General features: G+C 39.3%; 12 protein-coding genes. 7 read left to right on the top strand and 5 right to left on the bottom strand.

Annotated features, from left to right (window positions below):
* Positions 1-11: 11 nt before the first annotated feature.
* Positions 12-1,670 carry a sensor histidine kinase efflux regulator BaeS gene (gene baeS, locus NL42_RS04910; protein WP_461311957.1) on the bottom strand — a complete coding sequence of 553 codons (1,659 nt, stop codon included), beginning with the start codon at positions 1,668-1,670 and terminating at the stop codon, positions 12-14.
* Positions 1,671-1,802: 132 nt separating this feature from the next.
* Here baeS and NL42_RS04905 point away from each other — a divergent pair, with 132 nt between their 5' ends.
* From NL42_RS04905 to NL42_RS04890, 4 genes are all read left to right on the top strand, one after another.
* Positions 1,803-2,180: a hypothetical protein gene (locus NL42_RS04905; protein ID WP_461311956.1), complete on the top strand. Its 378-nt coding sequence runs from the start codon at positions 1,803-1,805 to the stop codon at positions 2,178-2,180.
* Positions 2,181-2,469: 289 nt separating this feature from the next.
* Entirely contained in the window at positions 2,470-4,272 is a 1,803-nt protein-coding gene (locus NL42_RS04900) for an acyl-CoA dehydrogenase C-terminal domain-containing protein (protein WP_016137204.1), read from the top strand.
* A 167-nt stretch (positions 4,273-4,439) separates the two neighbouring features.
* On the top strand, positions 4,440-6,221 hold the full coding sequence (locus NL42_RS04895) for an acyl-CoA dehydrogenase C-terminal domain-containing protein (RefSeq protein WP_461311955.1): 1,782 nt from the start codon (positions 4,440-4,442) through the stop codon (positions 6,219-6,221).
* Between the two features lie 122 nt (positions 6,222-6,343).
* Complete coding sequence (locus NL42_RS04890) at positions 6,344-6,826, top strand: phosphate-starvation-inducible protein PsiE (RefSeq protein ID WP_004789131.1); 483 nt, start codon at positions 6,344-6,346, stop codon at positions 6,824-6,826.
* 48 nt (positions 6,827-6,874) lie between these two features.
* Here the strand turns inward: NL42_RS04890 and NL42_RS04885 are convergent, their stop codons facing one another.
* On the bottom strand, positions 6,875-7,258 hold the full coding sequence (locus NL42_RS04885; RefSeq protein ID WP_461311954.1) for an RcnB family protein: 384 nt from the start codon (positions 7,256-7,258) through the stop codon (positions 6,875-6,877).
* A 164-nt stretch (positions 7,259-7,422) separates the two neighbouring features.
* On the opposite strand from NL42_RS04885, the gene NL42_RS04880 reads away from it, so the two are divergent.
* A complete protein-coding gene (locus NL42_RS04880; protein ID WP_461311953.1) occupies positions 7,423-7,869 on the top strand; it encodes a hypothetical protein in 447 nt (148 codons plus the stop codon).
* A 270-nt stretch (positions 7,870-8,139) separates the two neighbouring features.
* On the opposite strand, the gene NL42_RS04875 is transcribed toward NL42_RS04880, so the two are convergent.
* Together NL42_RS04875 and znuD are read right to left on the bottom strand one after the other, a co-directional pair.
* Positions 8,140-9,603: a phospholipase D family protein gene (locus NL42_RS04875; RefSeq protein WP_461311952.1), complete on the bottom strand. Its 1,464-nt coding sequence runs from the start codon at positions 9,601-9,603 to the stop codon at positions 8,140-8,142.
* Positions 9,604-9,678: 75 nt separating this feature from the next.
* Positions 9,679-11,730: a zinc piracy TonB-dependent receptor ZnuD gene (gene znuD / locus NL42_RS04870; protein WP_461311951.1), complete on the bottom strand. Its 2,052-nt coding sequence runs from the start codon at positions 11,728-11,730 to the stop codon at positions 9,679-9,681.
* Positions 11,731-11,866: 136 nt separating this feature from the next.
* Between znuD and NL42_RS04865 the strand changes: the two genes are divergently transcribed.
* The gene (locus tag NL42_RS04865) at positions 11,867-12,631 is read left to right on the top strand and encodes a DUF4184 family protein (protein ID WP_461311950.1); all 765 of its coding nucleotides are present in this window, start codon (positions 11,867-11,869) and stop codon (positions 12,629-12,631) included.
* 169 nt (positions 12,632-12,800) lie between these two features.
* Positions 12,801-14,585, top strand: a complete 1,785-nt coding sequence (aspS, locus tag NL42_RS04860; protein WP_017392427.1) for an aspartate--tRNA ligase — start codon at positions 12,801-12,803, stop codon at positions 14,583-14,585.
* A gap of 65 nt (positions 14,586-14,650) precedes the next feature.
* Here aspS and NL42_RS04855 read toward each other — a convergent pair whose 3' ends face one another.
* Positions 14,651-15,679 (bottom strand): stealth conserved region 3 domain-containing protein, encoded by a 1,029-nt coding sequence (locus tag NL42_RS04855; RefSeq protein ID WP_461311949.1) that lies wholly within the window; start codon positions 15,677-15,679, stop codon positions 14,651-14,653.
* Positions 15,680-15,805 lie beyond the last annotated feature (126 nt).

Genomic DNA, 15,805 nt, shown 5'->3' with positions numbered 1-15,805 from the left:
TCCTTTTATATTTAACTCTGCTTTTTAAAAGTGAGTACACAACGTAAACCACCTAGCGGTGAATGTTCAAAACTGAGTGTACCACCCAGTGCTTGCGCAATTTTACAAGACAAAGCTAAACCAAGCCCTGTTCCACCTGTACTACGCGTACGCGAATCATCTACACGATAGAAACGTTCACCTAAACGGGATAACTGCTCATCGTTTAAACCAAATGGGCTGTCATCAACATACAACGTCCACTCTTGCGGAGTTTGAGTCGTATGAATATGAATTTTGCCACCTGTTTCTGTGTAACGAATACTATTACTAATTAAATTAACAATAATCTGTTTAAAGCGATCACGGTCTAATAATAGCGGAGAACCTGTTCCTTCAACCTGAATTTCGAGACCAGCCTGCTCAAGTTTCGGTTTAAAGTTTTCAATCTCTTGTAATACCACTTCCCATGGATTTACAGAACTCAAATAGCACTTGAGTTGTTGTGCATCTGCCTGTGCCAAGTCTGCAAGGTCTTGGGTCAATTTTTTCAGACTTGAGACCTGACGCATCATCGCATCTAAATGTTCAGGTGTTGCTTTTCGAATCCCGTCTTGCATCGCTTCAATTTGCGCTTGCAATACCGCTAACGGCGTTTTTAACTCATGAGAAGTGTCTGCCACCCATTGACGTCGTGACTCTTCATGCTGATGTAAAATTTCTGCCAAATGGTTCAATTGAGTTGATAAATCGCCCAACTCATCATTTCGTTTAATAACAACTTGATGTTGATAATTTCCTTTCGTTAATTCATTGGTTGCATTTAATAAACGCTGAATCGGTTTTTTAAAATACGTCGCCATCAATAGCGCCGCAACTAAACTTGAAAGTAAGGTTAAAGCATAAATTAAGAGTAAATAGCGCTTTTGATTACTAAAGAAATTAATACTCAAAGCATCTTCTTTATCTAAAACGGGTTTCAAGCCTAAATATCCGACCACTTGATTATTTAAGATAATCGGGCGAAATGACATCTGATCTGAAGAAGGTGGCTCACCTACAACAAACTGGTGACGTGCATCATATAAAGATAAACGAGAACTCAAACCCAAACGGTCAGGCAAAGCAATAAAACGCTTCTTACCATTTTGAGTTTCAATATCTTTTAAGCTCCCTTTCTTAGACTTATTTTTATCATCACTTGGACGAAACTGGTTTGCACTCAAGGGGAATCTTAACCCTTCAAAGGGTTGATATTGAGAGGGTAAATTTTTCTCAAGTGTTCTAAGTTCTTCATCACTAAAAATAGTATTTTTATTTGTCGGCGTAACTTGAGGTGAAATATTAATGAGAGCATGTTCATCGAAAGAATGCTGTTGTATTGCAATATCATATTGGCGACGAAGCCACCACTGTGAGAGACGATCGTAGTCATCAGGAGCCGCGGTTCCTTCGATTTGTAAAATCTGCGCCTGAATTGCATTTCCCCAATCATGGTACACCGTATAGACATCGCCCAGATTGGTAATAAGGCGGTCGAGCTTCTGCATTTCAACGTCGGCCACATATTTGGCAAAGTTCTTTTGCATTGTCCAGTGCAAAACGCTCAAGCTTGCAGTCGCAATAAGCAATGTGGTGAGCAAGACTGTCAAAAACAACCGTAATGCAATGGGAACACGTAGAACGTTCAAAAGCACTCTCTCATTTTTACCCTATATTTGGCATTGTAACCAACAACGAAAAGAAAAACTCTCCATTGTTTCTACATCTTTATTATCTAATCTTTAAGCCATGAGTAAACACAACATTAAAAGGCTTTAAATATGAAAATGACGGCAAAAATTGCATTATTCAGTGCGGCAATTGTAACAATGGGAAGTTTAGCGGCGTGTCAAACAACGACTCAACCACCTAAACCAGAGCGTGGAATGATGCAAGATGGCCCACGTGAAGGCCACCACCGTATGAAACATCGTGAGTTCACACCAGAGCAAAAAGCAGCATGGGAACAACACCGTGCAGAACGTCAAGCTCGCTTTGAACAAATCCAAAAAGCATGTGATGGTAAGGCCAACGGACAAGCAATAAATGTTCAACTTGGCGACAAAACAATTGAAGGTACTTGTAGCCTTCGTTTTGAACCAAAACGCCCTCAACCACCAGTTAACGCCCCTGCTCCTGCATCAGCTCAAGCAAAATAATTCTAAAAATCATGAAACAAAAGGCGCCTATGGGCGCCTTTTGTTTATACATAACTGTTTACGATTTTGACTATTTGTATCATATAAACATAACCAAAAGTGTTTACACTCAAAGCACTTAGCTAGTTTAAGCATTTTTTTCTTGACTTTGCAGTCACAAAGTAAAGGTCCTGAGGTGCTTGTGCAGTTATGCAAGTTGTTGCACGATGTAATAGTCCAAGGTGCCTCATGGCACATTCTCATAGATTAAGATTATAACTCTGGTTTCACCAGTATTGAGGAACCCGATATGCCACAATACAAAGCGCCCTTACGTGATATGCAATTCGTTTTGCATGAATTATTAAATGCTGAAGAACACTATGCAAAATTACCTGATTTCCAAGGTAACGTAAGCCGTGAATTGGTTGATCAATATTTAGAAGCTGCGGCAGACTTTTGTGAAAATGAACTTTCTCCTTTAAACCAAGTTGGTGACCGCGAAGGTTGTACTTGGAATGATGGTGTAGTTACCACGCCAACAGGCTTTAAAGAAGCTTATCAAAAATATATTGAACTTGGCTTCCCGTCTTTATCAGCAGAAGAACAATACGGTGGTCAGGCTTTACCTAACTCTTTAGGTATTGCAATTTCTGAAATGGTTGGTACAGCAAACTGGTCTTGGGGTATGTACCCTGGCTTGTCTCACGGAGCTGTACGTACATTAGAACATCATGGTTCTGATGAACAAAAAAATACTTATTTACCAAACCTTGTTTCAGGTGTTTGGACAGGTACGATGTGCTTAACTGAATCTCATGCAGGTTCGGACTTAGGTATTATCCGCTCTAAAGCAGAACCAAATGCTGATGGTAGCTATGCAATCTCTGGCGAGAAAATCTTTATCTCTGCTGGTGAACATGACATGGCTGAGAACATCATCCATATCGTTCTTGCTCGTTTACCAGGTGCACCAAAAGGTACCAAAGGTATCTCATTATTCATCGTTCCTAAATTCCATGTAAATGCAGATGGAACTGTGGGCGAGCGTAATGCGGTTCGTTGTGGTTCTATCGAACACAAAATGGGTATTCATGGTAACGCGACTTGTGTCATTAACTTTGACCAAGCAAAAGGTTACTTGATCGGACCTGAAAACCGTGGTTTGAACTGTATGTTTACCTTCATGAACACAGCACGTATTGGTACTGCGGTTCAAGGTTTAGCAGCATCTGAATCATCTTTCCAAGGTGCGTTAACTTACGCAAAAGAACGTTTAGCAATGCGTTCACTTTCTGGTCCAAAAGCTCCAGAAAAAGATGCAGATCCAATTATTGTTCACCCTGCTGTTCGTAACATGCTTTTAACTCAAAAAGCATTTGCTGAAGGCGGTCGTGCACTTGTTTACTTACTTGCTCAATATGCTGACATCGTTGAAAAAGGCGAAACAGAAGAAGAGCGTAAGTTTGCTGACAACATCTTGTCTTTATTGACTCCAATTGCAAAAGCATTCTTAACTGAAACAGGTTCTGAATCTGCTAAGCATGGTGTTCAAGTCTTCGGTGGTCATGGCTTTATTTCTGAGCATGGCATGGAGCAAATCGTACGTGATACACGTATTGCTTGCTTGTATGAAGGTACAACTGAAATTCAGGCCCTTGATTTGTTAGGTCGTAAAGTATTGCAAACTCAAGGTGCAATGCTGAAAGACTTTACCAAAATGGTTCACAAATTTGTTGAAGCAAATAAAGACAACGCTGCCATGAAAGAATTTGTTGAGCCGCTTGCAGCTCTTAACAAAGAATGGGGCGATCTCACCATGCAAATTGGTATGCGCGCAATGCAAAACCCAGATGAAGTAGGTGCTGCTGCTGTAGATTACCTCTACTTCTCAGGTTACATTACTTTAGCGTACCTATGGGCTCGTATGGCACTTGTAGCGCAAGAGAAATTGGCAGAAGGTACTACCGATGTTAATTTCTACAACGCAAAAGTAACCACTGCTCGCTTCTACTTCAAAAAAATCTTGCCGCGCGTTCGCTCACATGTTGATGTGATTGCTGGTGGTGTAGATCCATTAATGTCATTAGATGCTGAACATTTCGCTTTCTAACCATAGTTAGTTGCGATATGCAATGTTAAAAAACAAAAAAGGACTGCTCAGTTTTGACGGTCCTTTTTTTATAAAATCAATGATAAATTTACACTTTAAATTCCATATCCATTTCGTTTTACAGGATATCTAGCACAGGCCAATGTGCACAAAAAAGGTGAACGATTATGCCAATTTACAATGCTCCTTTAGCTGATATGAAATTCATCTTAAATGATGTATTTAAAGCAGAACAATTTTGGCAGTCTAATGAGAAACTCGCTCATGTAGATGCTGCAACAGCTGAAGCAATTTTAGAAGAAATGGCTAAATTTGCTCAGAACGTGACTCATCCATTAAACCGTACTGGTGATGAAGAAGGCGCTCGCTATGAAAACGGCGAGGTATTCACACCAGCTGGTTTTAAAGATGCATTCCGTCAATATGCAGAAGGTGGTTGGATTGGCTTAGGTGCCGATGAAGAATGGGGCGGTCAAGGCATGCCAAAAATGCTCACCGTTCTTTCTGATGAAATGTTATTTGCAACTAACCCATCATTTATGCTCTACCCGCTTCTTTCTGTGGGTGCAGGTATGGCTTTAAACAGCTATGCATCTCAAGAACAAAAAGAAACTTACTTACCAAAGATTTATTCAGGTGAATGGTCGGGCACGATGTGCTTAACCGAGCCACATGCAGGTACTGACTTAGGTATTATTAAAACTAAAGCAGAACCTAATGAAGATGGTACTTATAACATTACAGGTACTAAAATCTTTATCACTGGCGGCGACAACGATTTAGCAGAAAATATCATTCACTTGGTACTTGCTAAAACGCCAGATGCCCCTGCGGGTTCACGCGGTATTTCTTTGTTCATCGTGCCAAAGTATTTGGTAAACGAAGATGGTTCATTAGGTGAACGTAACCTCGTTGGCCCAGGTTCTATCGAACACAAAATGGGGATTAAAGCGTCTGCAACTTGTGTGATGAACTTTGATGCAGCAAAAGGTTACCTTGTTGGTAAAGAAAACGAAGGTCTTGCTGCCATGTTTGTCATGATGAACTACGAACGTTTATCTATGGGTATCCAAGGTTTAGGCGCATCTGAATTTGCTTATCAAAATGCAGCGCAATATGCGACTGACCGCTTACAAGGTCGCAGTGCAGTTGGTGTTCAATCACCAAATAAACCTGCTGACAGCATTTTAGTCCATGGTGATGTTCGTCGTATGTTGTTAAACGTACGTGCAAACAATGAAGCATCACGTGCTTTTGCAGTCTATGTTGGTCAACAGCTCGATATCACTAAATTCTCAACTGATGCTGAAGCTGTGAAAAAAGCCAATAATCGCGTTGCGCTTTTGACACCAATTGCTAAAGCTTACCTCACAGATACCGCATTCCAAGCAACTTTAGATGCTCAGATGGTGTTTGGTGGTCACGGTTATATTCGTGAATGGGGCATGGAACAATGTATTCGTGATCTTCGTATTGCTCAAATCTACGAAGGAACGAACGGCGTTCAGTCTCAAGATTTAATTGGTCGTAAAACCATTAAATGTGGCGGTGCGTTCATTGCTGAATACATCACTGAGATTCGTGACTTTGCAAATGACCTAGACACCGATTTGAACTTCATTAAAGATGCAACTTTAGATGCTGCAACTGAAATCGAAGCAATCACTCAGTTTATTATTGAACAAGCTGCTGAAAACGTAGACTTCCCAAATGCTGCGGCAGTTGATTATTTACATGCAGTTGGCTTACTCAGCTTTGCATTTATGTTTGCGAAAATTGCTGCGGCAGCAAAAGATAAGTCTGGTGACTTCTATCAAAACAAACTTGCTTTAGCTCAATACTTTGCTGATCGTATCTTGCCGGATATTGATGCACGTATTGCTAAAATTAAAGCTGGTTCTGACTTAATCATGGGCTTCAGTGAAGACTACTTTACGAATCAAGCTTAATTAAGTTCTTTATGAAAAAGCGTCTGAATATTCAGGCGCTTTTTTATTTTGTATTTACTATTTCCATTGGCATGAAATTTGTTTAATTTCTAAACATTAAGAAACAAACAAAAGATCTTACTATGCCTGATCCTAAAAAATACGAGCGAATACTTGACCGTTTTGGTCATTACGCCGTAGAAGCCTTCCACTATTTAGCCCTGTTTATTATTGGATGTATGGTGGCTTGGTCCGCAGCCAATACTGTTTTTGAAATTTTGACTGTCAAAAAGTATGCTTCAATTGATGATATTTTATTATTATTTATATACTTAGAACTTGGGGCGATGGTTGGAATTTACTTTAAAACCAATCATATGCCTGTACGCTTTCTTATTTATGTTGCGATTACAGCATTAACCCGCCTACTTATTTCGGATATCCAACATGACCATAAAGCGGATATGGACCAAGTCATTATTACCGGCTCGATTCTTATTTTAGCTCTGTCTATCTTGGTTGTTCGTTTTGCATCTTGGAATTATCCGTCAGTAATGAAAGAGAAACATGCAAAAACGCCAACACCCTTAAAGCCCCCTCAGCCTCAAGATGATGAATTAGCATAAAAAAATGGCCTCAATATTGAGGCCATTTATATATTCTATATTTCAAAATTAACGAACACGATAAATTTGATGTTTTGAGTCTACGAGTAAATATTGGTTAGGCGTTTTAACCCAACGGTATCCACGTGGCGGCTCATACAAACGATGCGATCTCCAGTCTGAAACATAATAGCGACTATTACGGTATTCCGCAGGAATACGATCACCGCGTTTAAATGCTACATATCGACCATAGTGCTTACCACGATCGGCATTTGACCACTGTGGAGCGCGATGATCATTTCGGTAGTCATGACGGCGGTCATCACGATGCTCATATCGATCATAGTTTTTACCATGATTATTGTCCCAACGATGACTTGTATCGGCCATCGCAGTAGCTGACATACCCAACATTAATGTTGAAAGTACAAGAACGATTGGCTTTTTCATGACCTATTTCCTTTTATCTTGATCTGGGGCTAGATTAAAAGAGAGTCAAGGAGAAACCATGAATAAAACAGCTTTGATTGATATTGTTTGTAATGACTATAAAGAAAATATGAAGAATCTGTATCTGTGCTACCATTACCATTTTTCAAACTAGGTCAATTGCTGTGTCTGAAATCAGTTTTGAACGTCTTCATCAATTTTTTTGCAAAGTTCCAACCGTACAAGAAGCCCGTATCATGGCTCATGGAGCAGACGGCGAACATGCTTGGTGGTTTAAGTTCAGTATTGATGTAGAACATCCGCTAGCATGGCAAACAGTTCAAGAATTAGGACATGTTTTAAACTATCTCTCGACGAATGAACGTCTACCGACTTTATTCTTTCCTGTTTCTCCACCGCCTTACATGAACGGTGAAGCGAAAGACTTTTTATCGTGGATTATTCAGTGTAACCATCCTGAATTTAACCCAGATGTAGTCTGTGACTGGCTTGAGGCTCGTTTACCAAAACCTGTAGATGATGAGTCGCAGTGGAAAATTAAGACTGATTTGAGTGAATTAGAAAAGTTAGATGATAAGACTTTGGATCAGTTGATTCCTCCAGCGCCTTAAATCGGACTTATGGCACAGCCTTTACTTACAGTGATGTTCTAATGTCTTTTGTATAGGCGAATGCCTCACTTTTGAGAGGTCAAAAGTGACAAAAACCTTTGTTTCACTGATGTTGCTTCCTTGCAACACAGTGAAACGGCGACATCCATGTCGCCAATCATCTCGCCAACTTTGTACAAAATTAAGCCAAAGAATAAGCTCCAAGTTTAGAACCAAACTAAGTAAGACTCCGTCGTGAACATAGAACCTCAACGTTTATAAAAAATAGAATTAGAAAGTAGACAATCCTGACCATTCCATAAAACGATAAATCCAATACTTCACTTTAGACTCATCTGCATACTTCGCGTAATCCACGCTCATCTGTCTACCTTGTAGGTTTGACCAAGAGGTATTGAAGTAATCTTGAGCATCTTTAAAGACTTGATCTTGAACTTTACCCACAACCAACATATCAGTTTCAAGGTTGTAATTTTTTAAATTACGGGCTGTAAAATTAGCAGATCCCACAATTAACTCAGCGTGTTGGGCGTTATATTTCAAAATCATTTTGCTATGGTTCTGCTCACCATGTGTGTCACACCAACGGATTGGAATGCCCGCAGCATGTAACTCTGAAGCAACTTGTCGGTTTGGAATACCATTCTTTTGTCGACCAAACGCATCTTTATTTGGATCAAGTAAAACTCGGACAATAACTCCTCTATCTTGAGCACTTTTTAGAGCTTGAATAATCTTGCGTTCAGACAAATAGAACATACTTAAATCAAGATGTTCTTTAGGCTTAGCCGAGTTAATCAATTTCAATACAGATTGATAAATGGCCCCTTCAGTTAACACCTGAACTTGAGGTTTGGTTACGTCTTTTTCGAAGTCACCTAAAATGAGCGATGGAGAACTACTGCCTGACATTCGCGCAACCGCGGCTTCAGTTTGTAAAACATCCGCTGCTGTCGTTCCTGTTACTGCTAATGCAACATTTGAGTGTCTAGAACTACCATCATGTGGATTTGCTGAAGTCACCAGTGACTTCCAACCAGCATCAGTATCGACAACTACAGTTTTACGGTGATTTGCCTTAAAGTTAAATAAGCTCAGATAACTGCGCAGTGTAATTTTTTCATCACCGAATGGATTTGGTAACCAGCCTTTCTCAGGGTTATTTCCAACATTCTGACAACAGATGTACCAAAAACCCGACCAAAGTGGATTAGAAGCACGTAAAGGGCCTAAATTGGTTTCAACTACCTCAACACCTGCTTGACGTAACTGGCGGTAATGTTCAGGGCTTAAACCACCATATACGGAGTTAATCGGATCAGTAATTAATACAATCTGGATTTGGCGATTTTGTCTTTTTTTACTTACTAATGCATCGGTTAACTCTTGCATTAATGGTCTTTGCTTCAGTTTTGAGTCACCGACTTCTGAATTAAACAAGAACATGTCAACCACAACTGTAGTTTTTGCCTCATCAATCATTTTCAAGATTTCATCAAAGATGTGCTGATCAACCTGTTGTTGCCCTTTTGCATCAAGGTAGGTTTTATCTGCTAAAAATTTGACATCGGCATGTCTAAGCTTGCCACTAAAGTTAATCCCTTGTGGCAATGGTTTTACCGTGTGATAAATTGCCGATGCAAGATATGCAATAGCAACAACGCAAAGTAATATCGCCATATAACGACGCCCTGACCAATTTATTTTTTGATGAATTCGTTGAAAAATACGCATAAAAAAGACCTAACTTGATGCTTTCAAATTAGGTCTTTTGGATTGAGTTTTCAAGTTTAGTTTCGTGTTAAAGCCTTAAAAACTAAAATCAACACCTACCGTAAAATTGCGTCCAACTTGTGGAATATTTGATAAGAACGATGCATGTTGATAAACCGTGTCATCTAACAAGTTATTCGCTTTCATATAAACACGATAATCTGTTTTTGCACCATATTGCCCAGAATATGCCACTCCAAGATTAAGCATGTTATAGCCTTCAGTGTCGGTCTCGTAAGCTGCGATCTTGTCTTGGTTAAAGACATGATAATACTCAGCAGAACCACTAAAACCATCACCAAAATCTGCGTCGACTTTAGTACCTAAACGTCCTGCTGGAATACGCGGAGCGTTACCTTCTGCATCAATTTTACCGCGCACATAGTCACCAAAAGCACTGATCTTGTACATTGGAGTAATTTGATAACCAATTTCACCCTCTGCACCATAGAAGCGTGCTTTATCTTGAGTGTATTGAACTAAACGGAAGTCTTTATAACGGTCAAGGGTTTGCCCATAGATGTAGTCATCAAACCAGTTATGGTAAACATGAATATGGTAATCAAGTTTGTTATTATCAAAATGCAAACCTAACTCAACATTATTCGATTTTTCCTTACTGAGTTGATCATTTCCTAACTCATAAGTATTTGTCGCAAAGTGCCCACCATTTGCATATAACTCTTGAGCTAAAGGTAAACGTTCCTGATGTGAAGCGACAAAAGAAAGTTTATAGTTTGGTGCAAACTCCCAATTCGCAGCACCTGCATAAGAAAATGCCGAGCCATCAAAATCTTGTTTAGAGTTATCGTCTACATCAACTTCTTGCTGATCTGCACGTGCAGAAAGCTCAAAGTGTACGTCTTTCCATTGTTTATGTTCTAAAGCAAATACGCTCCACTTTTTGGTAGTGGTCGGTGCCATAAAGGCTTCTTCGCCAGTTAAATTCAGTTTTTGCTGACCTAACTGTGCACCAATGACCCCTTCCCAACTTGCAATCGGATTATGTACTAACTCAATACGTCCGTCATAGCCTTTGTTTTGGAATCGGGTTGCAATTGCTCCCTCTTCAATTTCGTCGTGCTGATAGTCGGTATAGCTCGCCTGAGCACGTAATTTTTGGAAACCTGCAAATGGATCATTTAACTCTGTTTTAAAATCATAACGCTCAGATTTTAAGTCAATCCACGGGCCGCCATGTTCGTGATCATGAGCTTCTTCATCACTATGACCTGCATGATCATGATCTCCACAATGCAAGCTCAGATCATCAACATGGCAGGTTTCATATTCATGACTATGCCCAGGCAAACCATATTGGTCTCGACGGTTGCTATAAGAAATACCTGTATAACCACGGTCATAAATCCAAGACAACCCAACGTTAACTGAATCACCCTGAGCAAAAGTATTGTCTACACGACGCTCTTTTTCACCTTCATGAATATAATTTGGTGCAATGTAGTTATTCGCATCACGCGTTAACCCTTCAACACGTAAAGCTACTTGGCTACCCAAGCCAACAGTTACACCAGCGCTCGCCAGTTTTTCATCACTTCCAGTGTTGTAACGTAAGCCAACTTGTCCTTCATAACCGTTTTCAGGCATCTGCGTAGGGATCTTGTTATCAATAACGTTAACTAAACCGCCGACAGTTCCAGCACCAAACAGTAACGTAGAAGGGCCTCGAATCACTTCGACTTGTTTTGCAAGAACAGGATCTACAGTTACCGCATGGTCAGGAGACAAAGTCGACACATCAATATTTTCTGATGAATTTTGAAGCACTTTAACGCGTGGGCCATCTTGTCCTCGGATGACTGGACGACTCGAACCAGCCCCAAACTGATTAGCGTAAATTCCCACTTCGCTACTGAGTGCATCCCCAATGATCGCAGCCCCTTGCGATAAATGCTTTTGGTCAACGACAGTATCTGCAACAGCAAAATCTTGTGAGGTTTGCTCAAGTGGATGAGCCTTAATTCGAATGGTTTCTAACTTTTCAACATTTTCACTTTCTGCTGCAAACGAAGGAACAGATATGACAGCTAAAATGGATAAGGTCAAAATATTTTTATAGAACAACATGAGGTGATTCTCTAATCGCTATGCCTTTTGTTTTGTTATATTATAACATTTCAGTTGTTTTGCAATAAAAAACATTTATTAACCGATGATTCGTTAGACTGGTCAATTAAATGATGTGAGTAATTTTTGATTTCTAATGCCTTTTACCATCTCTCATGCCGTTATAGCTCCTCCTCTATCCAAGCTTAGCCAAAACACTTTACCGATTGCTGCTTTAGCAATTGGGAGTATGACACCCGATCTTTACCGCTTATTTACAGTTCAGTCCAGCATGCTGACGCACCAATGGAAAGGTCTGATTTATCCCAACCTTGCGTTAGGCTTCATCTTTTGTGCAATCTGGTATTTTCTTTATCGCCCAGTGGTTTACCGTTTTTTTGGTATTCAACATGATTTGAAATTAGACTCTTTTAAACGTTTTATCCAGTTTTTTATTGGCGTTATATTTGCACTCATTGTCGGTATAGCAACTCATTTGATTTGGGATGGTTTAACACATTCAGACTTTCGAACGTTTGTATTTAAAGATGTATTAGCCACAACTATTCATCTTTTTGGTCATCCCTACCCCTTGCATCGTCTTTTACAGCTTGGCTCCTCTGCTCTTGCCTTACCTTTTCTCGGTTGGATGAGTATTCACTATTACCAGCGCTACAAACAACACTGGAAAGTAAGTAAAAAAATTAAATTTTTTGCATGGTCTCTATTTATTCTATCTACAGTCTTAGGCTTATTTTCACTTTGGGATTATGCCCGCTACATACCTCATGAAGTTTGGCATGCCGATACCTATTATTTTACAGGGCGTTCTATCAATGAGTTTATGCAAGGTTGGTTAAGTACCTTTAGCTTAGGATGCTTATTATTCTTGTTTTTAGATCGACAACAAAGAATAGGATGAATCAGAAAAGTTGCTGCCAAATTGCTCATTTTCAGCTTAATTTCCGCGGTTTTTTGATCTAGTTCTTGTGACAAACCATGCAACAAGGCATAATCGAAAACTTATTTTTTGACGGTGCGCGGTTTACGCATCCGTCTTTTCAGCCAATATAGTTTGGATATTTTTCATCATGATGCGAACTCATTACTGTGGCTCTTTAACTGAAGCCCAAATCGACCAAACCGTTACATTATGCGGTTGGGTACATCGTCGCCGTGACCATGGCGGTGTTATTTTCCTTGATATGCGTGACCGTGATGGTCTCGTTCAAGTGGTTATTGACCCAGATACTCCAGAAGCATTTGCAACTGCAGATAAAGCACGTTCTGAATATGTATTAAAAATTACAGGTCGTGTTCGTCGCCGTTATGAAGGCACTGAAAATGCCAACATGGTGAGTGGTCAAATTGAAGTTTTAGGTAAAGACATCGAAGTTCTTGCCGCTTCAGAAACACCTCCATTCCCGTTAAATGATGAAAATACTAATATTTCTGAAGAAATTCGTTTGAAATATCGTTTCTTAGATATTCGTCGTCCTGAAATGTTGGATCGTTTACGCTTTCGTTCTAAATTGACCAATCTTATTCGTAATTATTTCGAAGATAATGGTTTCTTGGACGTTGAAACACCTATTTTGACACGTGCAACTCCTGAAGGTGCGCGTGACTACTTAGTACCAAGTCGTGTACAAAATGGTAGTTTCTATGCACTTCCACAATCACCACAATTATTCAAACAATTGTTGATGGTGGGTGGTATTGATCGTTACTACCAAATCGCGAAATGTTTCCGTGACGAAGACTTACGTGCTGATCGTCAACCAGAATTTACTCAAATCGACGTTGAAACATCGTTCATGAGTGACGATGACATTATGGACTTAATGGAAGTCCTTACTGTGAAGATGTTCGATGAACTTCTTGGCGTTAAATTCGATAAATTCCAACGTATGACGTATGCAGATGCAATGCGTGACTATGCATCAGACAAACCTGACATGCGTATTCCGTTGAAACTCGTCGATGTTGCAGACTTAATGCAAGAAGTAGAGTTCAAAGTATTTGCGGGTCCTGCAAAAGATCCTAAAGGTCGTATTGTTGCCTTACGTGTTCCAGGTGCAGCATCATTGCCACGTAGTGCAATCGATGAATACACCAAATTCGTTGGCATCTATGGTGCAAAAGGTTTGGCTTATATCAAAGTTAATGAACTCGCTAAAGGAATTGAAGGTCTTCAATCTCCAATCGTGAAATTCATTGAACCGATCGTACTTGAATTGTTGGCACGTGTTGGTGCGCAAGATGGCGATATCGTATTCTTTGGTGCTGATAAAGCTAAAGTTGTAAATGATGCAATGGGCGCGCTTCGTGTGAAGATTGGCCATGATTTGAATCTTTCAACTTGTGAGTGGGCTCCTCTTTGGGTTGTTGACTTCCCAATGTTTGAAGAAACTGACGATGGCAAATGGACTTCTGTTCACCATCCATTCACTCTACCAAAATCAAGCGTAGAAGAAGTGAAGAGCAATCCAGGTGAAGCTCTTTCTGTTGCTTACGACATGGTATTGAACGGTACTGAGGTTGGTGGTGGTTCTCTACGTATTTATACATTAGAAATGCAAAAAGCGATTTTTGAAGCGCTTGGTATTTCTGATGAAGAAGCAGAAGAGAAATTCAGCTTCTTATTAAATGCGCTTCGTTATGGTGCTCCTCCTCACGGTGGTTTGGCATTTGGTCTTGACCGTTTAGTAATGTTAATGACTGGCGCGACTTCTATTCGTGACGTTATTGCATTCCCTAAAACCAAGACTGCTGAATGTCCACTTACTCAAGCACCGGCTCCTGTTGAAGCAAATCAGCTTCGTGACTTGGGCATCCGCTTACGTGAGAAGCCAAAAGCTGAAGAATCTAAATAATTTTTAGATTTTCAAATTAAAAAACCCTGCTTATGCAGGGTTTTTTATTAAGTAAATTTCAAATTTTAATGGGATATTTCTTTTTCAAAACTTGAGAGCGTTTTAAATTTTTGATCAAAAATTTGAATGATTTCTGTTTTAAGCTTTTCAAAATCGACAACGTGTTCATCATCATTTAGACAAATTTGTGGAAGTTGTTCATTCTTAATAACCTGATTAATTTCAGGAAGATTTTGTAGCCTTAAGTTAAAGTTTTGTCCACGCTCAAATATATTGACAGGATAAAAACGGGATGAGCATAACTGCCACAATCGAAAAAGATACTGATTAACGTCTAAAGGTTGTCTAAATCGATGACTTGATACTTCTTTTAAATAAGCTTCTTCAGTTTTCCAAACTTCTTCAAATACCGATTTCAAAAAAGGTTGAGGCAAATGAGTACTATAAAAACTTGAAAATTTTCGATTATATAAACTTAAAAAATTACCCAAATTACTGCTCATAGAATAGCGATAGTTAAAAAGCGCATAGGGATTTTTATGAAGTAATTTTCGCTTATCAAAATGCTTATTAATTATTGCAACATCAGTCAAAGCAACTGCACCTAGAAAGTTCTCTTCACCTACCACCATAAGTGGCTGTAAACGCACACCATCACAAGGTAAACCATTTCTAAAAAAGAACTCAGGCTCTAAAGGCCTATTGATAAAGGTATCATCATTAAAATAAACAAAATGCTCTGCTAGTCCCTCAATTTTATGAATATTGATTTCAATAGCATGTGAGTTAAATGTTGGTAAACAGTTTGATTCCATGATTTGATCATGTGTGACCAAATTTAACTTAGGATGATTTTTGACTAAAAATTCAGGGAAATGACCACAAGTCACCAGATGGATCTTTCTAACCCACGGGCAAAATTTCTCAACAGATCGGAACCAGTAATGAAGATTATTCCAGTCGCGATAGCGGCATTGATCAACAAGTTCAACCGCCTTTATTTGAGTTTCTTTGGATTTATAATATATGTATTGTTGCTGCCATTTCGTATCGGTTGAGTCCACCCAAATCATTACAAAATCAACAGGCTGCATTAAACATATATCCAAATAAGTACAGAAATTTACTAGAAAATTTCAGATAAAAAATGGAATTCAAGGTTTATTAATGTTAATAAAAATTCACAATTCATTCATAATTTTAATTTTTCTACATAATTG

It is taken from the genome of Acinetobacter sp. GN11 (assembly GCF_054823985.1).
Note: the sequence above shows the minus strand (reverse complement) of the source record. Positions and strands in the feature narration are given on the sequence as shown.

Excerpts from the sequence above, each read along its gene's own strand:
- NL42_RS04905 (WP_461311956.1), top strand. The coding sequence starts at position 1,803 with ATGAAAATGACGGCAAAAATTGCATTATTCAGTGCGGCAATTGTAACA.
- NL42_RS04900 (WP_016137204.1), top strand. The coding sequence starts at position 2,470 with ATGCCACAATACAAAGCGCCCTTACGTGATATGCAATTCGTTTTGCAT.
- NL42_RS04895 (WP_461311955.1), top strand. The coding sequence starts at position 4,440 with ATGCCAATTTACAATGCTCCTTTAGCTGATATGAAATTCATCTTAAAT.
- NL42_RS04890 (WP_004789131.1), top strand. The coding sequence starts at position 6,344 with ATGCCTGATCCTAAAAAATACGAGCGAATACTTGACCGTTTTGGTCAT.
- NL42_RS04885 (WP_461311954.1), bottom strand. The coding sequence starts at position 7,258 with ATGAAAAAGCCAATCGTTCTTGTACTTTCAACATTAATGTTGGGTATG.
- NL42_RS04875 (WP_461311952.1), bottom strand. The coding sequence starts at position 9,603 with ATGCGTATTTTTCAACGAATTCATCAAAAAATAAATTGGTCAGGGCGT.
- znuD (WP_461311951.1), bottom strand. The coding sequence starts at position 11,730 with ATGTTGTTCTATAAAAATATTTTGACCTTATCCATTTTAGCTGTCATA.
- NL42_RS04865 (WP_461311950.1), top strand. The coding sequence starts at position 11,867 with ATGCCTTTTACCATCTCTCATGCCGTTATAGCTCCTCCTCTATCCAAG.
- aspS (WP_017392427.1), top strand. The coding sequence starts at position 12,801 with ATGATGCGAACTCATTACTGTGGCTCTTTAACTGAAGCCCAAATCGAC.
- NL42_RS04855 (WP_461311949.1), bottom strand. The coding sequence starts at position 15,679 with ATGCAGCCTGTTGATTTTGTAATGATTTGGGTGGACTCAACCGATACG.